This is a genomic window from Corynebacterium tuingiense, from assembly GCF_046718165.1.
In the GTDB taxonomy this organism is placed as follows: domain Bacteria; phylum Actinomycetota; class Actinomycetes; order Mycobacteriales; family Mycobacteriaceae; genus Corynebacterium.
Window position 1 is genome coordinate 1,065,387 of the sequence record NZ_CP177101.1, and the last position, 22,463, is coordinate 1,087,849.

The 22,463-nt window shown below is 57.7% G+C and carries 20 protein-coding genes; 16 read left to right on the forward strand and 4 right to left on the reverse strand.

Annotation, left to right across the window (positions count from 1 at the left end; translation table 11 throughout):
- Positions 1 to 115: 115 nt before the first annotated feature.
- The 3 genes from ACLI1T_RS05105 to ACLI1T_RS05115 all read left to right on the forward strand — a co-directional run bounded on the left by ACLI1T_RS05105 (position 116) and on the right by ACLI1T_RS05115 (position 4,211).
- On the forward strand, positions 116 to 1,168 hold the full coding sequence (locus ACLI1T_RS05105) for an NAD(P)-dependent alcohol dehydrogenase (protein ID WP_411703217.1): 1,053 nt from the start codon (positions 116 to 118) through the stop codon (positions 1,166 to 1,168).
- 202 nt (positions 1,169 to 1,370) lie between these two features.
- Positions 1,371 to 2,801, forward strand: coding sequence for a hypothetical protein (locus ACLI1T_RS05110; RefSeq protein WP_411703218.1), 1,431 nt, complete (start codon positions 1,371 to 1,373; stop codon positions 2,799 to 2,801).
- Positions 2,802 to 3,020: 219 nt separating this feature from the next.
- Positions 3,021 to 4,211 carry an IS1249 family transposase gene (locus ACLI1T_RS05115; RefSeq protein WP_411703219.1) on the forward strand — a complete coding sequence of 397 codons (1,191 nt, stop codon included), beginning with the start codon at positions 3,021 to 3,023 and terminating at the stop codon, positions 4,209 to 4,211.
- Between the two features lie 120 nt (positions 4,212 to 4,331).
- Here ACLI1T_RS05115 and ACLI1T_RS05120 read toward each other — a convergent pair whose 3' ends face one another.
- On the reverse strand, positions 4,332 to 5,057 hold the full coding sequence (locus ACLI1T_RS05120; protein ID WP_411703220.1) for a LysE/ArgO family amino acid transporter: 726 nt from the start codon (positions 5,055 to 5,057) through the stop codon (positions 4,332 to 4,334).
- A 69-nt stretch (positions 5,058 to 5,126) separates the two neighbouring features.
- On the opposite strand from ACLI1T_RS05120, the gene ACLI1T_RS05125 reads away from it, so the two are divergent.
- A complete protein-coding gene (locus ACLI1T_RS05125; protein WP_005280244.1) occupies positions 5,127 to 5,999 on the forward strand; it encodes an ArgP/LysG family DNA-binding transcriptional regulator in 873 nt (290 codons plus the stop codon).
- On the opposite strand, the gene ACLI1T_RS05130 is transcribed toward ACLI1T_RS05125, so the two are convergent.
- The gene (locus ACLI1T_RS05130; protein WP_411703221.1) at positions 5,968 to 7,065 is read right to left on the reverse strand and encodes a glutathione S-transferase family protein; all 1,098 of its coding nucleotides are present in this window, start codon (positions 7,063 to 7,065) and stop codon (positions 5,968 to 5,970) included. The genes ACLI1T_RS05125 and ACLI1T_RS05130 overlap by 32 nt on opposite strands.
- A 193-nt stretch (positions 7,066 to 7,258) precedes the next feature.
- Between ACLI1T_RS05130 and ACLI1T_RS05135 the strand changes: the two genes are divergently transcribed.
- The 3 genes from ACLI1T_RS05135 to ACLI1T_RS05145 all read left to right on the forward strand — a co-directional run bounded on the left by ACLI1T_RS05135 (position 7,259) and on the right by ACLI1T_RS05145 (position 9,050).
- Complete coding sequence (locus ACLI1T_RS05135; RefSeq protein ID WP_411703222.1) at positions 7,259 to 8,149, forward strand: DoxX family membrane protein; 891 nt, start codon at positions 7,259 to 7,261, stop codon at positions 8,147 to 8,149.
- 144 nt (positions 8,150 to 8,293) lie between these two features.
- The gene (locus ACLI1T_RS05140) at positions 8,294 to 8,749 is read left to right on the forward strand and encodes a cb-type cytochrome C oxidase subunit IV (RefSeq protein WP_411703223.1); all 456 of its coding nucleotides are present in this window, start codon (positions 8,294 to 8,296) and stop codon (positions 8,747 to 8,749) included.
- The gene (locus ACLI1T_RS05145) at positions 8,739 to 9,050 is read left to right on the forward strand and encodes a transcriptional regulator (protein ID WP_284609243.1); all 312 of its coding nucleotides are present in this window, start codon (positions 8,739 to 8,741) and stop codon (positions 9,048 to 9,050) included. The genes ACLI1T_RS05140 and ACLI1T_RS05145 overlap by 11 nt, the downstream gene beginning before the upstream one ends.
- Here ACLI1T_RS05145 and ilvD read toward each other — a convergent pair.
- Both ilvD and ACLI1T_RS05155 read right to left on the reverse strand, forming a co-directional pair.
- On the reverse strand, positions 9,047 to 10,900 hold the full coding sequence (gene ilvD / locus ACLI1T_RS05150; RefSeq protein ID WP_411703224.1) for a dihydroxy-acid dehydratase: 1,854 nt from the start codon (positions 10,898 to 10,900) through the stop codon (positions 9,047 to 9,049). The two genes, ACLI1T_RS05145 and ilvD, sit on opposite strands and share 4 nt — an antisense overlap.
- A gap of 51 nt (positions 10,901 to 10,951) precedes the next feature.
- On the reverse strand, positions 10,952 to 11,494 hold the full coding sequence (locus tag ACLI1T_RS05155) for a PH domain-containing protein (RefSeq protein WP_023026397.1): 543 nt from the start codon (positions 11,492 to 11,494) through the stop codon (positions 10,952 to 10,954).
- 373 nt (positions 11,495 to 11,867) lie between these two features.
- On the opposite strand from ACLI1T_RS05155, the gene ACLI1T_RS05160 reads away from it, so the two are divergent.
- The 9 genes from ACLI1T_RS05160 (at position 11,868) to ACLI1T_RS05200 (ending at position 22,453) form a co-directional block, all read left to right on the forward strand.
- Complete coding sequence (locus tag ACLI1T_RS05160; RefSeq protein WP_411703292.1) at positions 11,868 to 13,649, forward strand: acetolactate synthase large subunit; 1,782 nt, start codon at positions 11,868 to 11,870, stop codon at positions 13,647 to 13,649.
- Positions 13,650 to 13,652: 3 nt separating this feature from the next.
- Positions 13,653 to 14,168, forward strand: coding sequence for an acetolactate synthase small subunit (gene ilvN / locus ACLI1T_RS05165; RefSeq protein ID WP_023026400.1), 516 nt, complete (start codon positions 13,653 to 13,655; stop codon positions 14,166 to 14,168).
- 102 nt (positions 14,169 to 14,270) lie between these two features.
- Complete coding sequence (gene ilvC / locus ACLI1T_RS05170) at positions 14,271 to 15,284, forward strand: ketol-acid reductoisomerase (RefSeq protein WP_005280254.1); 1,014 nt, start codon at positions 14,271 to 14,273, stop codon at positions 15,282 to 15,284.
- A 127-nt stretch (positions 15,285 to 15,411) separates the two neighbouring features.
- Positions 15,412 to 17,202, forward strand: coding sequence for a DUF262 domain-containing protein (locus ACLI1T_RS05175; RefSeq protein WP_411703225.1), 1,791 nt, complete (start codon positions 15,412 to 15,414; stop codon positions 17,200 to 17,202).
- Positions 17,203 to 17,212: 10 nt separating this feature from the next.
- A complete protein-coding gene (locus tag ACLI1T_RS05180) occupies positions 17,213 to 18,097 on the forward strand; it encodes a hypothetical protein (protein WP_411703226.1) in 885 nt (294 codons plus the stop codon).
- A 64-nt stretch (positions 18,098 to 18,161) separates the two neighbouring features.
- The gene (gene serA, locus ACLI1T_RS05185) at positions 18,162 to 19,748 is read left to right on the forward strand and encodes a phosphoglycerate dehydrogenase (RefSeq protein WP_411703227.1); all 1,587 of its coding nucleotides are present in this window, start codon (positions 18,162 to 18,164) and stop codon (positions 19,746 to 19,748) included.
- A 132-nt stretch (positions 19,749 to 19,880) separates the two neighbouring features.
- The gene (locus ACLI1T_RS05190; RefSeq protein WP_411703228.1) at positions 19,881 to 20,900 is read left to right on the forward strand and encodes a 3-isopropylmalate dehydrogenase; all 1,020 of its coding nucleotides are present in this window, start codon (positions 19,881 to 19,883) and stop codon (positions 20,898 to 20,900) included.
- Positions 20,901 to 21,015: 115 nt separating this feature from the next.
- Positions 21,016 to 21,828 (forward strand): fumarylacetoacetate hydrolase family protein, encoded by an 813-nt coding sequence (locus ACLI1T_RS05195; protein WP_284782948.1) that lies wholly within the window; start codon positions 21,016 to 21,018, stop codon positions 21,826 to 21,828.
- A gap of 52 nt (positions 21,829 to 21,880) precedes the next feature.
- Positions 21,881 to 22,453: a class I SAM-dependent methyltransferase gene (locus tag ACLI1T_RS05200; RefSeq protein WP_411703230.1), complete on the forward strand. Its 573-nt coding sequence runs from the start codon at positions 21,881 to 21,883 to the stop codon at positions 22,451 to 22,453.
- Positions 22,454 to 22,463: the final 10 nt, after the last annotated feature.

Sequence of the window (22,463 nt, forward strand, 5' to 3'; positions counted from 1 at the left end):
GTAAGCCAGTCTTCGTCCCTGCTTCCACAGAGGTCGGAGGCTGGCTTTCGTAGTTTTAAATTGAGCATAATTTTCATTTGGGCAGGTCAGGCCGGTAAAGCGTAGACTATGTGACATGCCAATTAAATCTAAAGTTCTGCAAAAAACGAGTCCGGATGCACCATTTCGCACCGTAGAAATCGAACGGCGCGATCCCCGCGAAGATGACGTCGTCATCGATATCAAGGCGGCAGGCATTTGCCACTCGGATATCCACACTATTCGCAATGAGTGGGGCGAGGCCCACTTCCCGCTGACGGTGGGCCACGAGATCGCTGGCGTGGTCGAAGCAGTAGGGGACAAGGTCACCAAGTTTAAGGTGGGCGACCGCGTGGGGGTCGGCTGTTTGGTCAACTCCTGTGGGGTGTGCGAGCAGTGCCGCAATGGCCAGGAGCAAAACTGCCTGAACGGCTCGGTGGGAACCTATAACTCTGAAGACGTTGATGGAACCATTACCCAGGGCGGCTATGCGCAAAAGGTCGTGGTCAATGAGAATTTTGTGTTGACGATTCCGGAAGGCCTCGACTTTGATGTTGCCGCCCCGCTCTTGTGCGCCGGAATTACCACCTACTCGCCCTTGGCCCGGTGGCAGGTCAAGGAAGGCGATAAGGTAGCCGTCGTTGGCCTTGGCGGTCTGGGCCACATGGGTGTGCAGATCGCCGCCGCCAAGGGCGCTGAGGTCACCGTCATTTCCCGCTCCTTGCGCAAGGAACAAGAAGCCTACAAGCTCGGCGCGCAGCGGGTGTTGGCAACGGGTGAGGCCCCCGACTTCTTTGCCAACCACAAGGGCGAGTTCGACTTGATTTTGTCTACCATTTCCGCCTCCTATTCCCTCAATGACTACCTGCAGCTGTTGAAGCCGCGGGGGATCATGTCTGTGGTCGGCCTGCCGCCGGAGGAACTGGGAATCACGATGGGCAACCTCGTTGGTGGCGGTAAAGTATTGACCGGAAACAATATTGGCGGCATTGCCGAAACCCAAGAGATGCTGGACTTTTGTGCAGAACACGGCATCGGCGCGGTCATCGAAAAGGTGGGCGTTGATGACGTTGACGCAGCCTATGAGCGGGTTGTTGCCGGTGATGTGAAGTTCCGTTTTGTCATCGATACGGAAACTTTCGCGGACTAAGTATGTAAGCTACTTCATCGACAAAAGATGATGTATTGTATTTCACGCACGTGCAAGTAGGATTTCGCTATTGGCTTACGTACCATGTGCACAGGAGCACACTCCTGCGCCGCGCCTCTCCGCACGCGTCGGGGGATAAGGAGGGGGCCTAGGACGCGCGCACTGGTGTGTGAAAATTATCCGCTACAAAAGTTAGGCAACTGTGTCTTATAAAAATATTCTCGCCATGGCTATGTCCTTCGTGGGCCTGCTGGTAGGCGCGGGCTTTGCTACGGGCCAAGAGGTCGTGCAATATTTCACCGCCTTCGGCACCTGGGGTATTGCCGGCATTGTGGTCGCAGCGGCCATTATGACGCTGGCGGGCACCGTGTTCTTGCAATTGGGTAGCTATTTCCACGCCACTGAGCACAACACGGTGTTCCGTAAAGTCACCCACCCAATCGTGTCCAAGCTGTTGGACGTCGCCGTTATCATCACGCTCTTCGCCATCGGCTTTGTGATGCTTGCTGGCGCTGGTTCCAATATGGAGCAGCAATTTGGCTGGCCGGCGTGGATTGGCTCGACGGTGATGCTGGGGCTCGTGATTGCCGTCGGCATGATGGACGTCGATAAGGTGTCCAAGGTCATCGGTATGCTCACCCCGTCCATCATCATTGCCGTCGTTGGTGTGGCCATCTACACCATGTTCAATATGCCTGATGATGTCAGCGCGGCCATGGACGCCTCCAGCCAAATCGATACCCCGATTGGCAACTGGTTGGTCTCCGCGCTGAACTACAACGGTCTGGCTTTGATGCTGGCGGTTTCGATGTCGCTGGTTATCGGTGGCGATAACATTAGCCCGCGTGAAGCTGGCTGGGGCGGCGTCGTAGGCGGCGTTGTCTACTCCATCATGATGGGCCTGGCAGGCTTCTCGCTGTTGATGAATGCCGAGACTATCGGGGACTCTGACATCCCGATGCTGTCCTTGGTCGATGACGTTCACCCAGTGTTGGGCGCGATCATGGCAATCATTATTTACCTGATGATTTTCAATACCGCCATTGGTATGTTCTACGCATTGGGTAAGCGCCTCTCTGCAGGCAACGAGGCTAAGTTCCGCGTTATCTTTATCGCAGGCTGTTTCGCAGGTTTCGGCGTCTCCTTCTTCGGTTTCAAGACCTTGATGCAGTACGTCTACCCGGTCATTGGCTACATGGGCATTGCGATGGTGGCCGTCTTGGTATTCGCGTGGTTCCGCAGCCAGTCCAAGATTCAGGACGAGGCACTGCGCCGCGAGCGTGTGCGTTCGCTGATGCACCTCAAGCTGAATCCGAATAAGGATTATGACGCAGAGCGTTACGACGATGAGATTGGCCAGCACCTCGAGGATTCCAATATGGATAGCGAGGCGCTCTATGAAGAGCTCGTGACCGAGGTGACGGAGAAGCTCGACAGTGATGACAACGTGGACTTTGATAAGGAAGAATTTGAGAAGGAAAACCAGGACGATCACACCTACTACGTCGAGCGCGAAGGCGTAGAGCACGACCGCTCGCCGGAAGAGATTGAACAGTGGATCGAAGAAACCGGTGCTATCGGTGACCCAGAGGAAGACGATGAGTCTTCCGATGCGGAAAGTTCCAAGAAGTAATCTCGCCTTCAGGCAATAATTTTCCCTCCCCAGGATTTCCTGAGGAGGGATTTTTTAGGGTTAAGTAGCAGGAAGTGTGTCTCGGTTTCAGCGTAAGCGCTGGTTAGCTTGTTTAAATAGGAGCTGAATAAGCTTCTGGGGCTTATTCGGCCCTGCTTTTGTTCAATCCACCGGAATGGCACCTGCATGTGGTATGTGGTGAGCTGGTTGAATTTTCCGGTGACTACTAACCGACCACGATGCCCTATTTGTGCAGGGCAGATGAAGAAAAATGGCACAACATCCAAAGGGAAAACCAGATGGCGATGCAAAGACCCCAACTGCGGAAGCTCCCTAACGCGCCAACGAACTGACCATACCCAGTCCCGGGACTTCCGCGCCTTCTACCGCTACGCGGTATCTACAACGTCATTGCCCCAGCTTGCCCAGCAACAAGGAATAAGCCGGTGGACTCTCAACCGCCGGTTTGAACCCTTTTGGCTTATCGATATCCCTAATACCCCGGACCCTCACCGAATCTACGACCAAATCTTCATCGACGGCACCTACACCGCGGCAGGCTGCCTGCTTGTCGCAGCAAGCCATGACCACGTCATTGCCTGGCACTGGGCTAAAAAGGAATCCACCGACGCCTATATTCAATTACTTAAAAACATAGCGCCACCGTTATGCGTCGTACTTGATGGCGGACTCGGCGCCCAATCAGCCATCGCAACATGCTGGCCACACACACCAATCCAGCGCTGCCTAGTCCATGCCCAACGCGTAATCCGCCGATACACCACCAGCCGCCCACGCACCGATGCCGGCAAAGCCATCTATGGCCTAGCACTGCAATTAACCAAAATCAGCACCCTAGACCAAGCACGGGAATGGACGAAGAACCTGCATGACTTCGGCCAGGTCTATAAACACTTCCTTTCCGAGAAAACCCTGACCCCTACACACCGCCGCAGGTCCAACCGCACGTGGGAATGGACCCATTTACGCGTTCGCCAAGCCTATAAATCACTGCGAAACCTTTCGCAGAAACAACATCTATTTACCTACCTTAAGCCACCACCACATGCTCTTATGCCACAGCGTTGGGTAGCAACGACAAACAGCCTCGAAGGCGGAGTTAACGCCCCGCTCAAACGCATCGCTGATGCTCACCGTGGAAGAACAGGAGAACGACAACGCAAAATGCTGGAATGGTACCTGTATTCACAAACACAACTGCCTGACGACCCATTAGAGATCGCCAGGCAGTGCAATTTCGGGCAAGACCAACTCGCCAAAGTCCAAGGCCTTACCCCAGAAGACCACAACACAGCCGACCCGGAAACAGGCCGACCAGCCTTCTACGACAACGCTATCCCAACCGAATACTCACACTCCATAGGAATCAGAAAAGGACCCATGAAATGACAAAAGGCGCCCAGCCGACGACACGCCCACCAGACACACATTTTGCTACTTAACCCTTTTTTATGCTGTGTGCTTGCCGATGCCCCTTCAAACGCTTGGCGCTGGAGCTGGGCTAGGGGATTACAGCAGGAGGAGCTTGAGGGTCAGGCCAATCATGATGACGCCGATGCCCACGTTAATCCAGCGCCAGACTTCGGGGCGGGAGAGGACGTGGGAGAAGCGGGCTGCGCCGAAGCCAATGACGGGAAACCACGTAAAGCTGGCGGCAATGGCACCGCCGGCGAAAAGCCACCGGCCGGGATCGCCATACTGGTTGGCGATGCCGCCGAGCATGACCAATACATCGACATAGGCGCCTGGATTGAGCCAGGTTAGCGCCAGCGTGGTAAGTAGTGGCTTAACCCAGGAGGGAGAGCGCTTAATTTCCTGGCGCTGGGTGGCGGTAGCTGTGGCGACAGAACCGTGCCCGGTGCCGGCCCCACCCGTGGAGTCGCTGTCACCGTCGAAGGTCGCGACTTCCTCGGTGGAATTGGGGGAAGTGGATTCCACGTCGATGGCCTCGCCCTTGGTTTTGAAGGCATCGCGGAAGCAGGTGAAGGTGAAAAAGGCTAGGTACGCCGCGCCGATGTACTTGAGCGCTTCAAGCGCCGTCGGAAAGCGCTCCACCAGGTAGCCGACGCCGGCGGTGCCGGAGGTAATCAGGATGACATCGGAAAGCGCGCATACAACGATGATGAGCCCGATATGATCGCGGCGGATGCCGTATTTCAACAGCATCGCATTTTGGGGGCCGACGGCCACGATGAGGGATAAACCAAGCACAAAACCAGCAAGCACGATGGACATGCCTCTAGTGTGAATCCAAGCGGTAAATAAGTCCAGTTAATCTATCTTCATATGGTTTAGAATAGCTTCATGAACCCGGTACATTTGGAAACCTTGCTGGCCATCGTGGAAGAAGGAAGCTTTGAGGTCGCCGCCTCGGTCCTGGGGATTTCCCCGTCTGCGGTAAGCCAGCGCATTAAGGCGTTGGAGGCGAGCACCGGCCGCGTGCTGGTGCGGCGGGCGAATCCGGTGGGGGCGACGGAAGCCGGCGAGATCTTGGTGCAGGCGGCCCGGCGCATGGCGTTGGTGCAGGCAGAAACCGATGCCCGGTTGGGCCAGCGCCTAGCGCGCGTGCCCCTGTCGGTGGCCATCAACTCCGACTCGCTCGCCACCTGGTTTACGCAGGTATTAAGCGATACCGCGCAGCGGGGAGACGTTGCCCTGCGCATCCGCATTGAGGATGAGGCCCGCACGCTCGCGATGCTGCGGCGCGGCGATGTCTTGGGTGCGGTAACAAGGGAGCATTCGCCGGTATCCGGGTGCGATTCCACGTTCTTGGGGACCATGCGCTATTTCGCCGTTGCCGCCCCACACATCGCGGAAGGCTTTCATTCAGGGCGGTTTACCTGGGAGACGATGCCGCTGGTGGGCTATGGCCCCAATGACCAAGTGCTCGATGATGCCATGCGCGAGCGCTTTATTGACTCCCACGTCGTGCGCGCACGGGTCTCGCAAATTCCCTCTTCGGAAGGCTACCTGGAGGCCGTGCGCGTGGGCCTGGGGTGGGGGCTTTTGCCGCAGGCCCAGGCCCAGCCACTGGTGGAATCGAAAGAGCTGCTGCTTCTCGATGACCACCAGCTCGACATCGACCTCTACTGGCAGCGCTGGCGCCTAGAATCCGAGGTCTTAAGCGATCTGACGAGGTCCGTAATTAACGCGGCTGCGGGGCTGGGAAGAGCTTAAGCTGAAAGTCTTCCGGATTCTTTACTTCCTCGCCGGAGGGAATGGGGCCTGGGAGTCGCACGCCAGGGGCAAAGGGCTGCCCGCCAAAGCGATCGCGGTCGTGCGGCTCTGCTAGCCAGGACATATCCGGTCCCACCGGAACGATGCGGGTGGGGTTGATTTCGGTGTGCGTGGCAAAGTAGTGCTGTTTGATTTCGGTGAAATCGGTGGTATCGCCAAAACCTGGTAGCTGGAATAGTTCTTGCAGGTAGCCGCGCAGGTTGGGCAGTTCCTGGATCTTGTGGCGCGAGCACTTGAAGTGCGAGTAATACACAGGGTCGAAGCGCACGAGGGTGGCAAATAGGTGGATATCGGTCTCGGTAATGTGTTCGCCGACCATATAACGCTGGGTGCCCAGGCGCTCCTCGGCCCAATCGAGCGCCTCCCACAGTTGGTCATAAGCCTCTTCATAGGCTTCTTGTGAACCGGCAAAACCGCAGCGGTAGACGCCATTATTGATGCCGTGGAAGATGTACGCGTTGAGCTTTTCCATCTCCTCGCGGTGCTCTTCTGGGAAGAGATCGGGGGCGCCTTCTGCCTGGAAGTCCGTCCACTGCTCAATAAAATCGCGCACCATAGAGGGATAATCATTGGTGACCACCCGTCCGGTGGATTCTTCTACCAGGGCAGGTACGGTAATCCCGCGGGGATAGTCCGGAAAGCGCTCAAAGTAGGCTTCCTGCAAGCGCTTGTAGCCCAAAACCGGGTCCACTTCGCCCTCATCTAAATCGAATGTCCAGGACCGCGCATCGTGTACGGGGCCGGCGAGGGCTAGGGAAATGGAATCTTCTAATCCTAATAAGCGGCGGGCGATAACCGCGCGGTGCGCCCACGGGCAGGCGCGGGCCGCAACCAGGCGGTAACGGCCAGCCTCCATCGGCCAATAAAAGGTGCCATCGTCCTGCGCGGTTACCTCGGATACCTCTGGTGAAATGCGGTCTTCGATATAGGTGGTATCGCGAATAAACTCGCCATCTGGTGACGCATTGCGGGCATCTCCTGCCCAGTCGGAGTCGTGTGAAGTCATCGATTCACTCCCAATTCTCATGGATTATTGCGGCGGGGAAGTTTCCCGCCAGTAATTAATGTTTATATGTCAACTACATGACATTGTTGATGTTACAACAACGTGCGGGCCAGGGGAAGGGAGGTGTGGGAACAATCGCGGCGCGCCGTTAACGGTACCGCAAAACTGCAGGCAAGTGTCTTAAATTGGTCATATGAGCGATAAGCAGCAACCGGATAAAGCTAATCCTTTAGATGAGGATCTCAACGTCCCAGCCTACGATTCTGTGCAGCGGGATAACCCCGATGTCTTCGCGCGCGCAGGGCGCGCCGAGCCGCAAGAAATTCGGCCACGCAAACAAGAGGCAGCGGAGACGGAAGTTATGCCTAATACCGCCGCTAATGAGGCTGGACAGCAAGGGGGCACGCAATCTACCGGTGGAGACACCGAGGTATCGGATCCCTCGGCGGCGGCGCAGACCGAAGGCTTCGCTGCTGAAGATGCCGGCCTGACCCCAGAAGAGCAGGCGGAACAAGAGCGCAAACTGCAGCAGGAGCAGGAGGATAAGGAAGGCTACAAGCGCTATGGGCGCCGCGGCACCATTGACTTTGGCCTCTTCTTCGTCCGCTTGGCTATGGGCGCCTATCTCATCATTGCCGGCGTAGCCACGTTCTTCTCGCTGGGCGATGGTAGCGGAGTCTCCGGGTTGGAAAGCGATTACTCCCAGTACGCTTGGGGTGATTCGTTTGCCCTTGCAGTTCCTACTGTGCAGCTGATCGCCGGAGCATTCCTCCTATTGGGCCTGATTAGCCCGCTTGCGGCCATGCTTGGCTTGGTCGTTACCGGTTTCACCGCCTTGCACGAACTGGCGGAATCGGGTGCCGGTCTGCAGGTCTTTGACTGGCCGGACTCGGTATGGCTGTCCTTAGTGCTTTTTGTGATCGCGATTGGCCTGCAATTTACCGGCCCCGGTTTCATTTCCTTAGACTTTGGCCGCTCTTGGGCGCGACGCCCACTGGGTACGTCGTGGGTCTTTGTGGTGGTCGGTATCGCCATCTTGGTTGCCGTGTGGTTCTTTGGCGCGGCACTAAACCCTATTGCTTAGGCCGGTACTCGTTACCGAGTGAGTGGATCCCCGTTGCATTGCATGCGGCGGGGATTTTCTTTCCGCCTTGCTTTCCGGTGTGGAAAGTGTCAGAATTGCTATAAAGGAAAGTAAGGAATTCTGGATTTCAGATGGTGATAGAAGATGGATGATGAGCTAAAGAAATCACTTGAGTTTAATGACAGCCTGCAGGATCAAGGTGCGGAGCGCAGGCGTCTCATGCAAAATATCTTTTTCGTTCTCGCAATGGCAGCGTTTTATGTGGGGATGAACCTTTTTGCTGAAAAAATTCACCCCGCAGTGGCGATCATTTTCTACTTCGCCCTTATAGGCATCGTGGTGTGGGCGCTGCTTCATCATCAGAGCAAGGTTCGGCCCAGCTATCGCCAGGATCCATATACACAGCCAAAGGCCGATAAGAAATACTATGCTGGGATGGCAGTAATACTTGCGCCGATCTTTGGCGGTACCATGCTGCGCGAGCACACTTGGATCCATTTAATCGTCATCGCGGTGTGGGGCGTGGCAGCGGTGTGGGTGCTGCAATCCCGAGCCTTGGATCTTCAAGCGCGGCAAGGAGAAAACGACGATGTTAAGTGAGATCGACCCTGTCATCTATCCGCTCAATCGCTTCAAAGTCTGCGCGGTATTAAATGCACGGGGCGCGGTTGAAGGGCAGGTGCGCCGCGAAATGCGCTTCGCTGCGCTGCGGGAAGAGGTGGGGCAATCGGCCGCCACCTTATCCAAACAACTAACCGCCCTGGAAAAGGAAGGCTATATCAGCCGGTTTCGCGAATATGGTTCTTCCCGCGATAAGGACACCGTTTGGGTCATGCTCACTGCTCGTGGCAAGTCCGCATTCGATGCCCACCTCGCGGCTATTGAAGAAATGGCGCGTTAGTTTACATAACCGTCTACCACGCGGACCGCGCCGCGGTCTGCGGAGGTCGCCATCGCGGCATAGGCGCGCAGCGCCTTGGTAATCGGACGGTTGCGGTCCACCGGCGTCCACGGCTTGTCGCGTTGTTCTTGCGCGGCGCGGCGGCGCTCCAGAACATCATCGTCCACGTCGAGCGTGAGCTCGCGCTCGTGGATATTGATGGAAATGGTATCGCCGTTCTCGATGAGCCCGATAAGCCCCTGGTGGGCGGCCTCAGGAGAAATGTGGCCGATGGAGAGCCCGGAGGTGCCGCCGGAAAAGCGGCCGTCGGTAATCAAGGCGCAGGCCTTGCCTAAACCTGCGCCCTTGAGGAAGGACGTCGGGTGGAGCATCTCCTGCATGCCGGGGCCACCGGAGGGGCCCTCGTAGCGAATGACGACGACATCGCCTGGCTGGACTTCTTTATTCAAGATGATGGACACGGCCTGCTCTTGGGACTCCACCACGCGGGCTGGGCCAGAGAAGGTCCACAGCTCTTCTTCCACGCCGGCCGCCTTGACGATGGCCCCGTCTGGCGCCAGGTTGCCGCGCAGGACCACCAGGCCGCCGTCGGAAGAAAAGGCGTGGTCGGCATCGTGAATGCAGCCATTGACCGCGTCAGTATCTAGTTCATCCCACCGGTTGGACTGGGAGAATGGCTCCGTCGTGCGCACGCCACCGGGGGCGGCGTAGTACAGCTCGCGGGCCTGATCAGTTACGCGGGGATTGCGGATATCCCAGTCATCCAGCCACTGTTCGGCGTTATCGTACAGCGCCGTGTGCACTTTGAGGTTGAGATGGCCCGCGCGGCGCAGCTCGCCCAAAATGGCCGGAATGCCGCCGGCGCGGTGCACGTCCTCGATGTGGTACGTGCCGTTGGGTGCGACCTTGGACAAGCAAGGCACGCGGTAGGAGATGTCATTAATATCATCCAACGTGAAGTCCACTTCGCCCTCTTGCGCTGCGGCGAGGGTGTGCAGGATGGTGTTGGTGGATCCGCCCATGGCCATATCGAGGGCCATAGCATTGCTAAAGGCTTCCTTGGTGGCGATATTGCGCGGCAGGACGGACTCGTCTTCCTCGCCGTAGTAGCGGCGGCACATATCCACGATGGTGGAACCGGCCTTTTCAAAGAGATCGCGGCGCGCGCTGTGGGTGGCCAGGGTGGTGCCATTGCCAGGAAGCGCCAAACCGAGAGCCTCGGTCAAGCAGTTCATGGAGTTGGCCGTAAACATGCCGGAGCAGGAACCGCAGGTGGGGCAGGCGGATTCTTCTACCTGGGCCAAGCCAGAGTCGGAAACGCTATCATTCGCGGATGCGGTGATAGCGGTAATCAGGTCGGTCGGCGCATGGGCGACGCCATCGACCACGACGGCCTTACCGGCCTCCATCGGCCCGCCCGAGACAAAGATCGTGGGGATATTCAACCGCATTGCGGCATTGAGCATGCCCGGGGTGATCTTATCGCAGTTGGAGATGCAGACGAGGGCATCGGCAGTATGCGCATTGGCCATGTACTCGATGGAATCGGAGATGATTTCGCGCGAGGGCAAAGAGTACAGCATGCCGCTATGCCCCATGGCAATGCCGTCATCCACGGCAATGGTGTTGAACTCCTTAGGTACGCCACCGGCTTCGCGGACGGCGTCGGCGACGATATCCCCGACGTTTTTCAGGTGCACGTGGCCGGGGACGAACTGCGTATAAGAGTTGGCGATGGCGACAATCGGCTTGCCAAAGTCATTTTCCTTGGTGCCAGTCGCGCGCCACAAGGCACGCGCACCGGAGGCTTGGCGTCCGACGGTAGTTACTTTAGAGCGCAGTGGGAACATGGATTAAGTCACTATTCCTTATGGATTGGTCAAATGGGGGAGAAAGTAGATTTAGTTTTCTGCCGAATCTTTAAGCTCGGGGTGCTTTTCTAGGTATGCAGCATATTCCTCTTTGCTTAAGAGGATCTGCTGCCCGTCGCGGTGCACGATAACGACCTTGTCATCGGCTGCCTCGCGGCCTTGAGTGAGGGCATCGGGAATGCGCCCGCGGGATGCCTGCGCCAGGCGGGGCAGTGAGTTGAAGGTTACGCCAGGCAGGTTGTGTTTCGCACCATTTTTAGTCTGCGCGAAGGCCCGGGCGCGCTGGAAGCCAATCCCGGCGAAATCATCCCATGCGATGGAAACGTTCTTCCGGAACGCATACGAAATGGAAATGCCTTTCTCAGAGACCCGTGTGCGGGCCTTGAGGACCCACCAGAGGCCGATAACGGGGATAATCAGCAGCCACCCCAGGTATTTGGGCGCCCAGCCAATGCTTAATAAGGCGATCGTGGACAGAATTAAAATGCCCAAGATGTGGTCGCGGGAAGGGGTGAAGACCTCTGCCTGGGTGGTGGACTGACGAGGTTGTTTGTCCTGTGCTGGTGGGGTCATAGTCAGCCAGCCTAATTGACCATGTGGTGGGGAAGCGAACCATTTTTTCGCGGAGTTTCATCATGTGAGAAACTTTTCCCAAAAGGGGGTAAAGGCTTCCAGATATAATTCTATCGGTATATAGTTGGAAATATGATCATTATTCGACTTCAGGTGGTACGAGCGCGGCGGTGACCGCGGCGTTTCCTGAACGTCGACGCTTTCGCCCCCGCAGACCACCGGCCGCGGGGGCTTTAGTTGTAACTAGGGCGTTTCCCTCGATGATCAATTTCCCCGACAGACCAACCCAAGGAGCACATACACCGTGGTAACGACACCCTCGCCCACGCCCGCTTCCGCGGCCGCTGCGACTTCTGCTGCGCCCGCGGAGCGAATGAGTGGCGCTCACGCTATTGTCCGCACGCTGGAAGATCTGGGCACCGATCTCGTATTCGGTATTCCCGGCGGTGCCGTGCTTCCGCTCTACGATGCACTACATGGTTCGACCAAGCTTCGCCATGTGCTAACCCGCCATGAACAGGGGGCGGGCCACGCCGCCGAGGGTTATGCGCAGGCATCCGGAAGGGTGGGCGTGTGCATCGCTACCTCCGGCCCTGGTGCGACCAACCTGGTTACCGCGCTTGCCGATGCCAACCTGGACTCCGTTCCCATCGTCGCCATCACCGGCCAGGTGGGCAGCAACCTTTTGGGCACCGATGCCTTCCAAGAGGCCGATATCCGCGGTGTCACCATGCCCATTACCAAGCACAACTACATCGTGACGGATCCCGCCGAGATCCCTTCTGCAATTTCGGCTGCCTTCCACTTGGCTTCCACCGGCCGCCCCGGTCCGGTGCTCGTGGATATCCCGAAGGACGTGCAAAACGGCTTTGTAGATTATCGCTTCCCGGAAACGCTTGACCTGCAGGGATACAAGCCAGTCACCAAGCCACACCACCGGCAGGTGGCCCAGGCCGTGGAATTGATGTCGCAAGCGGAAAAGCCCGTGCTCTACGTCGGCGGCGGAGTCGTTAAAGCTAATGCCTCCCAAGAGTTGCTGGAGTTTGCGGAACTCACGAATATCCCTGTGGTTACCACCTTGATGGCGCTGGGGACCTTTCCGGACTCCCACCCGCTGCACCTGGGAATGCCGGGCATGCACGGCACGGTCCCAGCCGTCGCGGCGATGCAGCGCGCCGATCTCATCATTGCCATCGGTGCCCGCTTCGATGATCGCGTGACCGGCGATACCTCAACATTCGCACCCAATGCGAAGGTCGTCCACGCCGATATTGACCCAGCTGAGATTGGCAAGATCCGGGAAGTTACGGTCCCCATCGTCGGCGATGCCAAAAAGTGCTTGACCGCGTTGAGTAAGGAGTACCGCAAGAAGGATGTACAGCCGGCCGCCGAGGTGAAACAGTGGCATGATTACCTGCGCGGCATGCAGCAGCGTTTCCCGCGCGGTTATGAGCCCACCGATGATGGCCTGCTGAACCCGCAATTCGTCTTGGAAAAGCTCAGTGAGACCGTGGGGCCGGAAGCTATCTACTGTGCGGGCGTGGGCCAGCACCAGATGTGGTCCGCGCAGTTCTTGGACTTTGAACACCCGCGTTCGTGGATCAACTCCGGTGGTGCTGGAACCATGGGCTATGCCGTTCCCGCTGCCTTGGGTGCAAAGGCAGCGCGTCCAGAAAAGGAAGTCTGGGCCATCGATGGTGATGGCTGCTTCCAAATGACCAACCAGGAACTTACCACCGCCGCCGTGGAAGGCTTCCCGTTTAAGGTTGCCGTCATTAATAACGGAAACCTTGGAATGGTCCGGCAATGGCAGACGCTGTTTTATGACCAGCACTATTCGCACACCAAGCTGCGCGAAGAAAACGCCTTCACCCCGGACTTCGTCCGTTTGGCCGAGGCACTCGGTTGTGAAGCCATCCGGGTCACGAGCGAAGAAGAAGTCGTTCCGGCCATTAAGCGCGCGCAGGCAATTAACGATAAGCCAGTTGTCATTGACTTCATCGTCGGCCAAGATGCGCAGGTGTGGCCAATGATCGGTGGAGGTGCCTCCAATGAGGAAATCCAATACGCCCGCGGCCTGCGCCCGCTTTTTGATGAAGCTGAATCCGCCGCGGAAACCCCGGCTGAGATTGACGAAACCATCCAGGAGGCATAAACCATGACGCAAAACGAGGTAACTCGGCATACCTTATCGGTATTAGTTGAGGATGTAGAAAGCATCATCGCCCGCGTGGTGGGAATGTTTAGCCGCCGTGGCTACAGCCTGGTGTCCTTGGTCTCCGCGCACACGGAAACCCCCGGAATTAACCGGCTGACCATCGTTGTGGATGCCTCTGAGGTGATCATTGAGCAGGTAACGAAGCAGCTCAATAAGCTCATTCCGGTTATCAAGGTCGTGGAACTTAAAGAAGATTCCACCGTTGCTCGCGCCATCATGCTGGTGAAGGTATCGGCCGATAATTCCAACCGCGCGCAGGTGGTGGATGCGGTAAATATCTTCCGCGCCCGCGTGGTGGACGTGGCAAAGGAATCGGTTGTCGTGGAGGCTACCGGTACGCCGGGCAAGCTCGCGGCGCTGCTTGAAGTTCTCGAGCCCTTCGGGATTCGTGAACTCGTGCAATCGGGCCACGTAGCCTTGGGGCGCGGCCCGAAGGCGACAGCTCCCAAAAAGTAAATAAAATCTCACGATGTGAACACATTGTCCCGCGCAGTGGTATATACTCTGCGTTAGGACGCTTCATTACAGCTTCTCCTACCAAAGAATTGAGGATTTGAAATGGCTATTGATACCTACTACGACGACGATGCTGACCTGTCGATCATCCAGGGCCGCAAGGTAGCTGTTATCGGCTACGGCTCCCAGGGTCACGCCCACTCCCAGAACCTGCGCGATTCCGGCGTTGAGGTTGTTATCGGTCTGCGCGAGGGCTCTAAGTCCGCAGCCAAGGCGGAAGAGGCTGGCTTCGAAGTCAAGTCCGTCGCGGAGGCATCCAAGTGGGCCGACGTCGTTATGCTCTTGGCGCCGGATACCTCCCAGAAGGAGATCTTCGAAGAGCACATTGCCCCGAACCTGGAAGACGGCAATGCACTGCTATTCGGTCACGGCCTGAATATCCACTTCAAGCTGATTGAGCCGGCTGCGTCCGTCACCGTCGGTATGGTCGCGCCAAAGGGTCCGGGCCACTTGGTCCGCCGCCAGTTCGTTGACGGCAAGGGCGTTCCTTGCTTGATTGCCACCGAGCAGGACCCGAAGAACGAGGGCCATGACCTGACCTTGTCCTATGCCGCTGCGATCGGTGGCGCCCGCGCCGGCGTTATCCCCACCACCTTCGAGGCAGAGACGGTCACCGACCTCTTTGGTGAGCAGGCCGTCCTGTGTGGTGGCGTCGAGTTCCTCATCCGCAATGGCTTTGAGGTCCTCACCGAGGCCGGCTACGAGCCAGAGATGGCTTATTTCGAGGTCCTGCACGAGATGAAGCTCATCGTGGACCTGATGTTCGAGGGCGGCATTGCCAACATGAACTACTCGGTTTCTGATACCGCCGAGTTCGGTGGCTACATCTCCGGCCCGCGCATCATCAACGCTGATACCAAGCAGCGCATGAAGGATGTCCTGTCCGATATTCAGGACGGCACCTTCACCAAGCGGCTGCTCGCCAACGTTGAAGGCGGCAACAAGGAACTGGAAGACCTGCGCGAGGAATTTGCACAGCACGAGATCGAAAAGACCGGCACCAAGCTGCGCGATCTCATGAGCTGGGTAAAGAATCCTTTGGACGCTACTGCCTAGGCAATAGCTGAAGCCAGTGCGGCCCGCGGGAAGTTCCCGGCGGGCCGCTTTTGCGGTTTGGCTACGTGCTATCCCAGCACTTAAGTCCGTGAGGTACCGCAGAGGTGTTGCGGGTAGTATTGGCCCTATGGGTTTTACGACGCCAAGCTATGATCTCAAGGATCTTTTTTCGCGGATTGACCGGGGCGATATCCAGCTTCCAGATTTCCAGCGCAGCTATGCCTGGGATGAAGACCGCATCCGCTCACTTATCGTTACGGTCCTGCGTGGTTATCCCATCGGCGCACTGATGGCCCTGGATACCCGCAATGAAAAGATGCGTTTCCGCCCCCGAGTGTTGGCGGGTGCGCCCGAGGCTGGCGTCGAGCCTGGGCTGCTCCTTTTGGACGGCCAACAGCGCCTTACCTCCCTTTATCACTGCTTTAACGGCGAGGGTTTTGTCAAGACCACCGACTTCCGGAAAAAGAAGGTTCACCGCCGCTTTTTCATTGACGTCCGGGCCGCGGTAAGCGGGGACTTGCTTGCCGATGACGCCATTTTCGCCGTCGACCAGAACGGCGAGATCTGCTCGCACTTCGGCCCCGATATTGACGGGGCTATCACCTGCCGCCAGGATGGCCTGGATAATATGTGCATCCCTGTGGCCTCGCTACTCAGCGAGGAAGGCACCAGCATGCTTTTCGAGCTCGCCGCCACACACGAGCAGTACAGCGCCGAGCTCGCTGCGTTCAATAACCGCATCGTGCGTCCCTTGGCGGGCTATGACATCCCGATGATCCGGCTATCCCGCGAAACGGAGCGGGCCGGAATCGGTTCCATCTTTGCCCAGGCAAATTCCGCAGGCTTACAGATGGATGTCTTCGATCTCTTAACCGCCGTCTTTGCCTCCGAAGATCCGAGCTTCCCCCTTGCTAACGATTGGCAGCAGGTGGAAAAGGATCTGCGGGATTCTCCCGCGCTCGATGGCATCGGGCGCAATGAATTTCTTTCCGCAGTGTCTCTCTTGGTCACAGGGGAGAAGGGCAATGCCGGCGGTCAACGCGAAGACATTTTGAAGCTGTCCCTATCCGAGTACAAGGCGGCCGCGCACGACCTGCGCATCACCTTCCACGAGGTTGCCGAATTCTTGGCGCAGCGCCGAATTCTAAGCCTGGATCAAGTTCCTTATACCGAACAGATCGTGCCGCTGGCGGTCATCATTGCGCGCTTGGCAAAGCGGCCTGGAGCCCTGTCTAGCCAGCAGGCATGGGATCGCATCGACCAGTGGTTCTGGTGCGGCGTTTTCGGTGAGCTCTACGGTTCTTCCGCGGTGCCACTGCGCGCCGCCCGCGATGTGGACGAGGTAACGGAGTGGGTTGCTGGGGCCACCAATGACGTTCCCAAGACGGTCTCGGATGCAGGATTCCGGGAATCCCGCTTGCTGTCGGTCGATGAAAACGATGGCGTATGGCACGGTATTTATGCCCTGCTCATGGCCCGAGGCGCGAAAGATTGGCGGACGGGCAGCGAATTTACTCGCCACACCTTTGAAGAGCTGCAACCAGGGTTTTTCCCGGTATTCCCACTGAATTGGTGCCAGCGCCACGGGGTGGATTCGGTCTTGGCCCATTCGGTCATGAACTACACCCCGATGGGCAAGCGCACAGAGGTCGTCCTCGATGGGTTCGCGCCGAACCGCTACCTGCCACGCGTGCAGTCCAAGTCCATCATGGAAGACGAGGAATTTGATGCCGTCCTGGCATCGCACGACCTCGATGTCGCTAACCTAAGGGAGTCAATGGTTCAGGAATTCTTGGCTGATCGTCGTCATCGCTTCGTGGATCTAGTGGAAGAAACCTTAGGCATTCCCGTCATTCGAGATGTCGATGAAGCAAACCTGGCCGGCGGTGAAGAGGGGCCACATGCGTTTGGCCGCTAAGAGGTATCGGGTGGCTGCAGCGGTTATCGCAGCCTCCCTCGTTCTTGTCGGCTGCGGCGATGCCTTGCAGGAGCCCAAACTGGTGAAACGTGGACTGTCGGATCTCTCCGAGTCCGATGTCGAGCTTGAGCGCGCCAAGTCAGAGAATCAAAACCGCCTTATCGATCCCAAATTCGCTGGCAAGCTAGAAATCATCGATGATCCTAGCGGCATTGACGCTGCCCGGACTTTTTTCGAGGATTCTGACTCGATGGTGCTCTTTGCCTCTGACGATAAATCCATCTTGCGTGCGGCAACGTTGGCGATTAACCAGCACTTGCCGGCCGTGGAATACGATCCTTCGCGGCGCGGTGAAGTCCTCAACCTGATAGGTGACTTGGAAGTTAAACGGCTCGTCATCGTGGGCGATATTCCGTGGACGCAATCCAGTGGTGATTTCACAGTCATCAAGGACCCAGGTACGCATGAAGCGTTGGGAGATTTCACGGCCTTCCAATATGAGTCCAAGGTTGTCGCCTCGCCGAAACAGATGGTCAAAGACATCGCCCGGCTGGATAAAACTCCCTATGTTGAATTGCGCCCCGCCTGGATTCCTTATGAGGGCGAGCCCGAGGACGATGGCAAAAAGTTACAGCCCGTTCCAGCACAGTCGCGGCGCGATGGTCAGATGGCGCCCAATATTGTGGCCACGGCTGATAGTCCAGTAGCCAATGTCATTACGGCTGCAGCCTATGGCGGTTCGGTATTGGTGATGCCGACGGCAGATCCGCTGGAAGATAAGCGGAGTATGGCCATGGTTGCGGGACTGGATGAGGGCGCATTGATCGCCTTGGGCCCAGAATTCGGTCAAGTGAAAGAATTTAAGGAAAAAATAAGGCAGGGCACCCCAAACTGAACTACACTTCCTTCACACGCGGTGATTTTCGCGTAATGCACAACGAAGTGAAACGAAGGATGATATGTCGAAGCCGGTAGTTCTTATCGCCGATAAATTGGCCCAATCCACAGTGACGGCTTTGGGGGATTCCGTCGAGGTGCGCTGGGTAGACGGCCCGAACCGCGAGGAATTGCTCGCCGCAGTTCCTGAGGCAGATGCACTGCTCGTGCGCTCTGCCACCACGGTCGACGCTGAAGTTCTAGAAGCAGCGCCCAAGCTAAAGATTGTGGGCCGTGCGGGTGTGGGCCTAGATAACGTTGATATTGACACCGCCACCAACAAGGGCGTCATGGTGGTTAACGCTCCCACCTCCAATATCCACTCTGCGTGCGAACAGGCGATTGCCTTACTCCTGGCCACTGCCCGCCAGATTCCTGCGGCGGATCAGTCCTTGCGTGAGGGCGAGTGGAAGCGCTCTTCTTTTAAGGGCGTAGAGGTCTACGGCAAGACAATTGGCATCGTTGGTTTCGGCCACATCGGTCAGCTCTTTGCCCAGCGGTTGAGTGCCTTTGAAACCAAGATTATTGCCTACGATCCTTATGCCAATCCGGCGCGTGCAGCAGCGCTCGGCGTGGAATTGGTCGAGCTGGAAGATCTGATGGCGCAGGCAGATTTTGTCACCATTCACCTGCCCAAGACGCCGGAGACCGCCGGTATGTTCAATGCGGAGCTTTTGGCCAAGGCAAAGGAAGGCCAGATACTTATCAACGCCGCCCGCGGCGGCCTCGTAGACGAGCAGGCCTTGGCAGATTCCATTACCTCGGGTCACCACCGCGGTGCGGGTTTTGATGTGTACTCCACGGAGCCGTGCACGGATTCCCCACTCTTTAAGCTCCCGCAGGTCACGGTGTCGCCGCACCTGGGTGCGTCCACTGTGGAGGCACAGGATCGCGCTGGTACCGATGTCGCTGCCTCGGTACTCAAGGCCCTTGCCGGCGAGTTCGTCCCTGATGCGGTCAACGTCTCTGGCGGCACGGTGGGCGAAGAGGTCGCCGGCTGGCTCGACCTTGCCCGCAAGCTGGGCCTTACTGCCGGCCGCCTGCTAGACCAAGCTCCCGTCGCTGTGGAAATTGAGGCCTGCGGCGAGCTATCCACTGAGGACGTGGACGTGCTGGGTCTTTCCGCCGTACGCGGCCTGTTTAGCGGTGTGACCTCGGAGCCGGTTACCTTTGTCAACGCGATGCAGATTGCTGAGAGCCGCGGGGTTGACGTTTCGGTCTCCACCAACCCAGAATCCAAGGGGCACCGTTCTTCCTTGCAGGTCAAGGTCATTAGCGCAGAGGGCGTGACGTCCTCGCTCACCGGTGCGCTCATCGGTATCGATGGCACCGAAAAGTTTGTGCGCATCAATGGCCGTGGCATGGATATGCGGGCCGAGGGCCGCAACCTGTTCTTCCGTTATGCCGATGCCCCAGGCGCGCTGGGTACCGTGGGTACCAAGCTGGGTGCGGCGGGTATCAACATCATCGCTGCAGCCCTGACGCAGGGAAAGCAGGAATCCGATGCCGTGCTCATTTTGCGCGTGGAGTCCGAGGTGCCAGATTCTCTCATCGAGGAGATCAACTCCGCCCTTGGCGCTACGTGCCAGCAATTCGATATGGATGAATAACCTCACCGCAGGCTAGGACGATTAGCCTAACCGCGTACTCATGCCCGCCCATCGCGCAGACTTACTGCGATGGGCGGGTTTTCTTTGGTAGGCTAATGCCTAATCCACTATGTGAGAAAGGAATCCTATCCAATGAAATTAGCGGTTATTGGCGGCGACGGTATTGGGCCGGAAGTAACGGCGGAAGCCCTGAAGGTGTTGCGCGCGGTGCGCAGCGATATTGAAACTACCGACTATGACTTGGGCGCGCGGCGATACCTGCGCAATGGCGAGCTTTTAACGGACGCAGACTTAGCCAGCTTGCGCGAGCACGATGCCATTTTGCTGGGTGCCATCGGCGCGCCAGGCGAGGTTCCTCCAGGCGTTTTGGAGCGCGGCCTGCTATTGAAGATGCGTTTTGCGCTCGATCACCACGTGAACCTGCGCCCTTCCATTTTGTATCCCACGGCCCACTCGCCGTTGGCTAACCCTGGCGAGATTGACTTCGTCGTGGTGCGTGAAGGCACCGAGGGCCTGTACTGCGGCAATGGTGGCACGCTGCGGGAAGGAACGCCGCACGAGGTAGCCAGCGAGGTTTCGCAAAATACCCGCTTCGGGGTAGAGCGCGTGGTGCGCGATGCTTTCGAGCGGGCATCGCAGCGCCGCAAGCACCTGACCCTAGTGCACAAGACCAATGTGCTCGTCAACGCCGGCGATTTGTGGCACCGCACGGTAGAAGAAGTTGCGAGAAAACATCCGGAGGTGGAGGTGGACTACAACCACATCGATGCCGCGACCATCTACATGGTGACGGATCCTGCCCGTTACGATGTCATCGTGACCGATAACCTCTTTGGGGACATCTTAACGGACTTAGCAGGCGCTATTACCGGCGGAATTGGGTTGGCTGCTTCGGGCAATATTGATGCCTCGGGCGAGAACCCCTCCATGTTTGAGCCAGTGCACGGTTCGGCACCCGATATTGCTGGACAAGGCATCGCGGATCCGACTGCGGCTATCTTGTCGGCGGCGATGCTTTTGCGGCAGTTGGGTGATGAAGCCAATGCACAGAAGGTGGAAAAGGCGGTGGCGGAGGACATCGCCAAGCGCGGCGATGCCCCAATCAAGACCGTCGAGGTAGGAGACCGCATCGCGGCGAGCCTGCAAGCTTAAGCGCGAGGAGTCCTTTGTGTGAATGCGGTGTTGGCAGCGAACTGAATAATCTTTGCAAATTAACACTGCAAACTTTGCACACATGTAAAGGCTACCTTTTAGTAGGATGGCCGTTATGCGTTTAGGACGAATTGCACACCCAGAAGGAATTTGCTTTGCCATCATTGACGGGCCACAAGACGCCCCGATGGAGGAGCTTGTAGCTAAAGAGATCTCCGGCACCCCGTTTACCCCGCCGGAGCCCACCGGCCGGGAATGGAAGCTGGGCGAGGTGCGGCTCTTGGCGCCGACCCTGCCCACCAAGGTAGTGGCGCTCGGCCGCAACTATGCCGACCACGTGGCGGAGGTATTTAAGAAGTCCTCCGATAAACTGCCGCCAACCATCTTCTTGAAGCCCTCGACTGCGGTCATCGGCCCTAATGAGGCCATCAAGATTCCGGATTATGCCACCAACGTGGAATTTGAGGGCGAGCTGGCCGTGGTTATTTCCAAGCCATCGAAGAATATCAAGGCTGAGAACTGGAAAGACCACGTGCTCGGCTATACCATCTGCAACGACGTCTCCTCCCGTGACCTGCAGTTCAAGGATGGTCAGTGGGCGCGCGCCAAGGGCATTGATACCTTCTGCCCCTTGGGTCCGTGGATTGAAACGGACCTGGATAGCTTGGATCTTGATGATCAGAAGATCAATGCGTACCTGACCCACGATGGTTCCCGTGAGCAGAAGCAGGATTCCAATACGGATCAGATGATCGTCAAGATGGGCGGCATCTTGGAAGAGATTTCTGCCGCATATACTTTGCTGCCTGGCGATGTCATCACTACCGGATCGCCCGCCGGAACCGCCCCGATGGTGCCAGGCGATACCATTGAAATTGAGATTCCAGGGGTTGGCACTTTGCGCAATACCATCTCTAGGGCGCAGTAGGTTCACCCAAAAGCAGCTGCCGCTGGCGAGGTACTGGTAGAAGGAGAACGGCGTGCCGGAGCATTCGCATCAAGGCCACCACGGGTCTGCGCCCAGCGCACAGGAAATGGAGGAGCGCTATCGGTCTGCTGCGCAGGTGTGGTCGGGGAGTCCGAATGCCACGCTGGTGGACTATGCCAGCGACCTTCCAGTCGGTACCGCGCTCGATATCGGCTGCGGGGAAGGCGCCGATGCCCAGTGGCTGCACGAGCGTGGCTGGCAGGTGCTCGGCATCGACTTTGCCCCGACGGCCGTGGCTCGGACCAAGGCGCGGGGAGTGCCCGCCGAGGTTGCCACCTTTGATGAATTCAGCCACGCCCCATTTGATTTAGTCACCGTGCATTTCGGCAGTGTCCGTGCCACCGCACGGGAAGTAGCACTGCTGGAAAAGCTCGTCGCCAAGGGCGGAACCTTACTCTATGTTCACCATGACATGCAGTCAGAAGAGATTGCCATGCCGGAATGGCTGGCGGAAAACCTGACCGAATTGACGGTGCAGACCTTTCGGCGATCGCCGCGCCGTGTTTCTGGCGGCGCGGGAGCCCACCACACCAGCGATGTAATCCTCGTGGCGAAGCGGCTCTAAGTCGCACCGC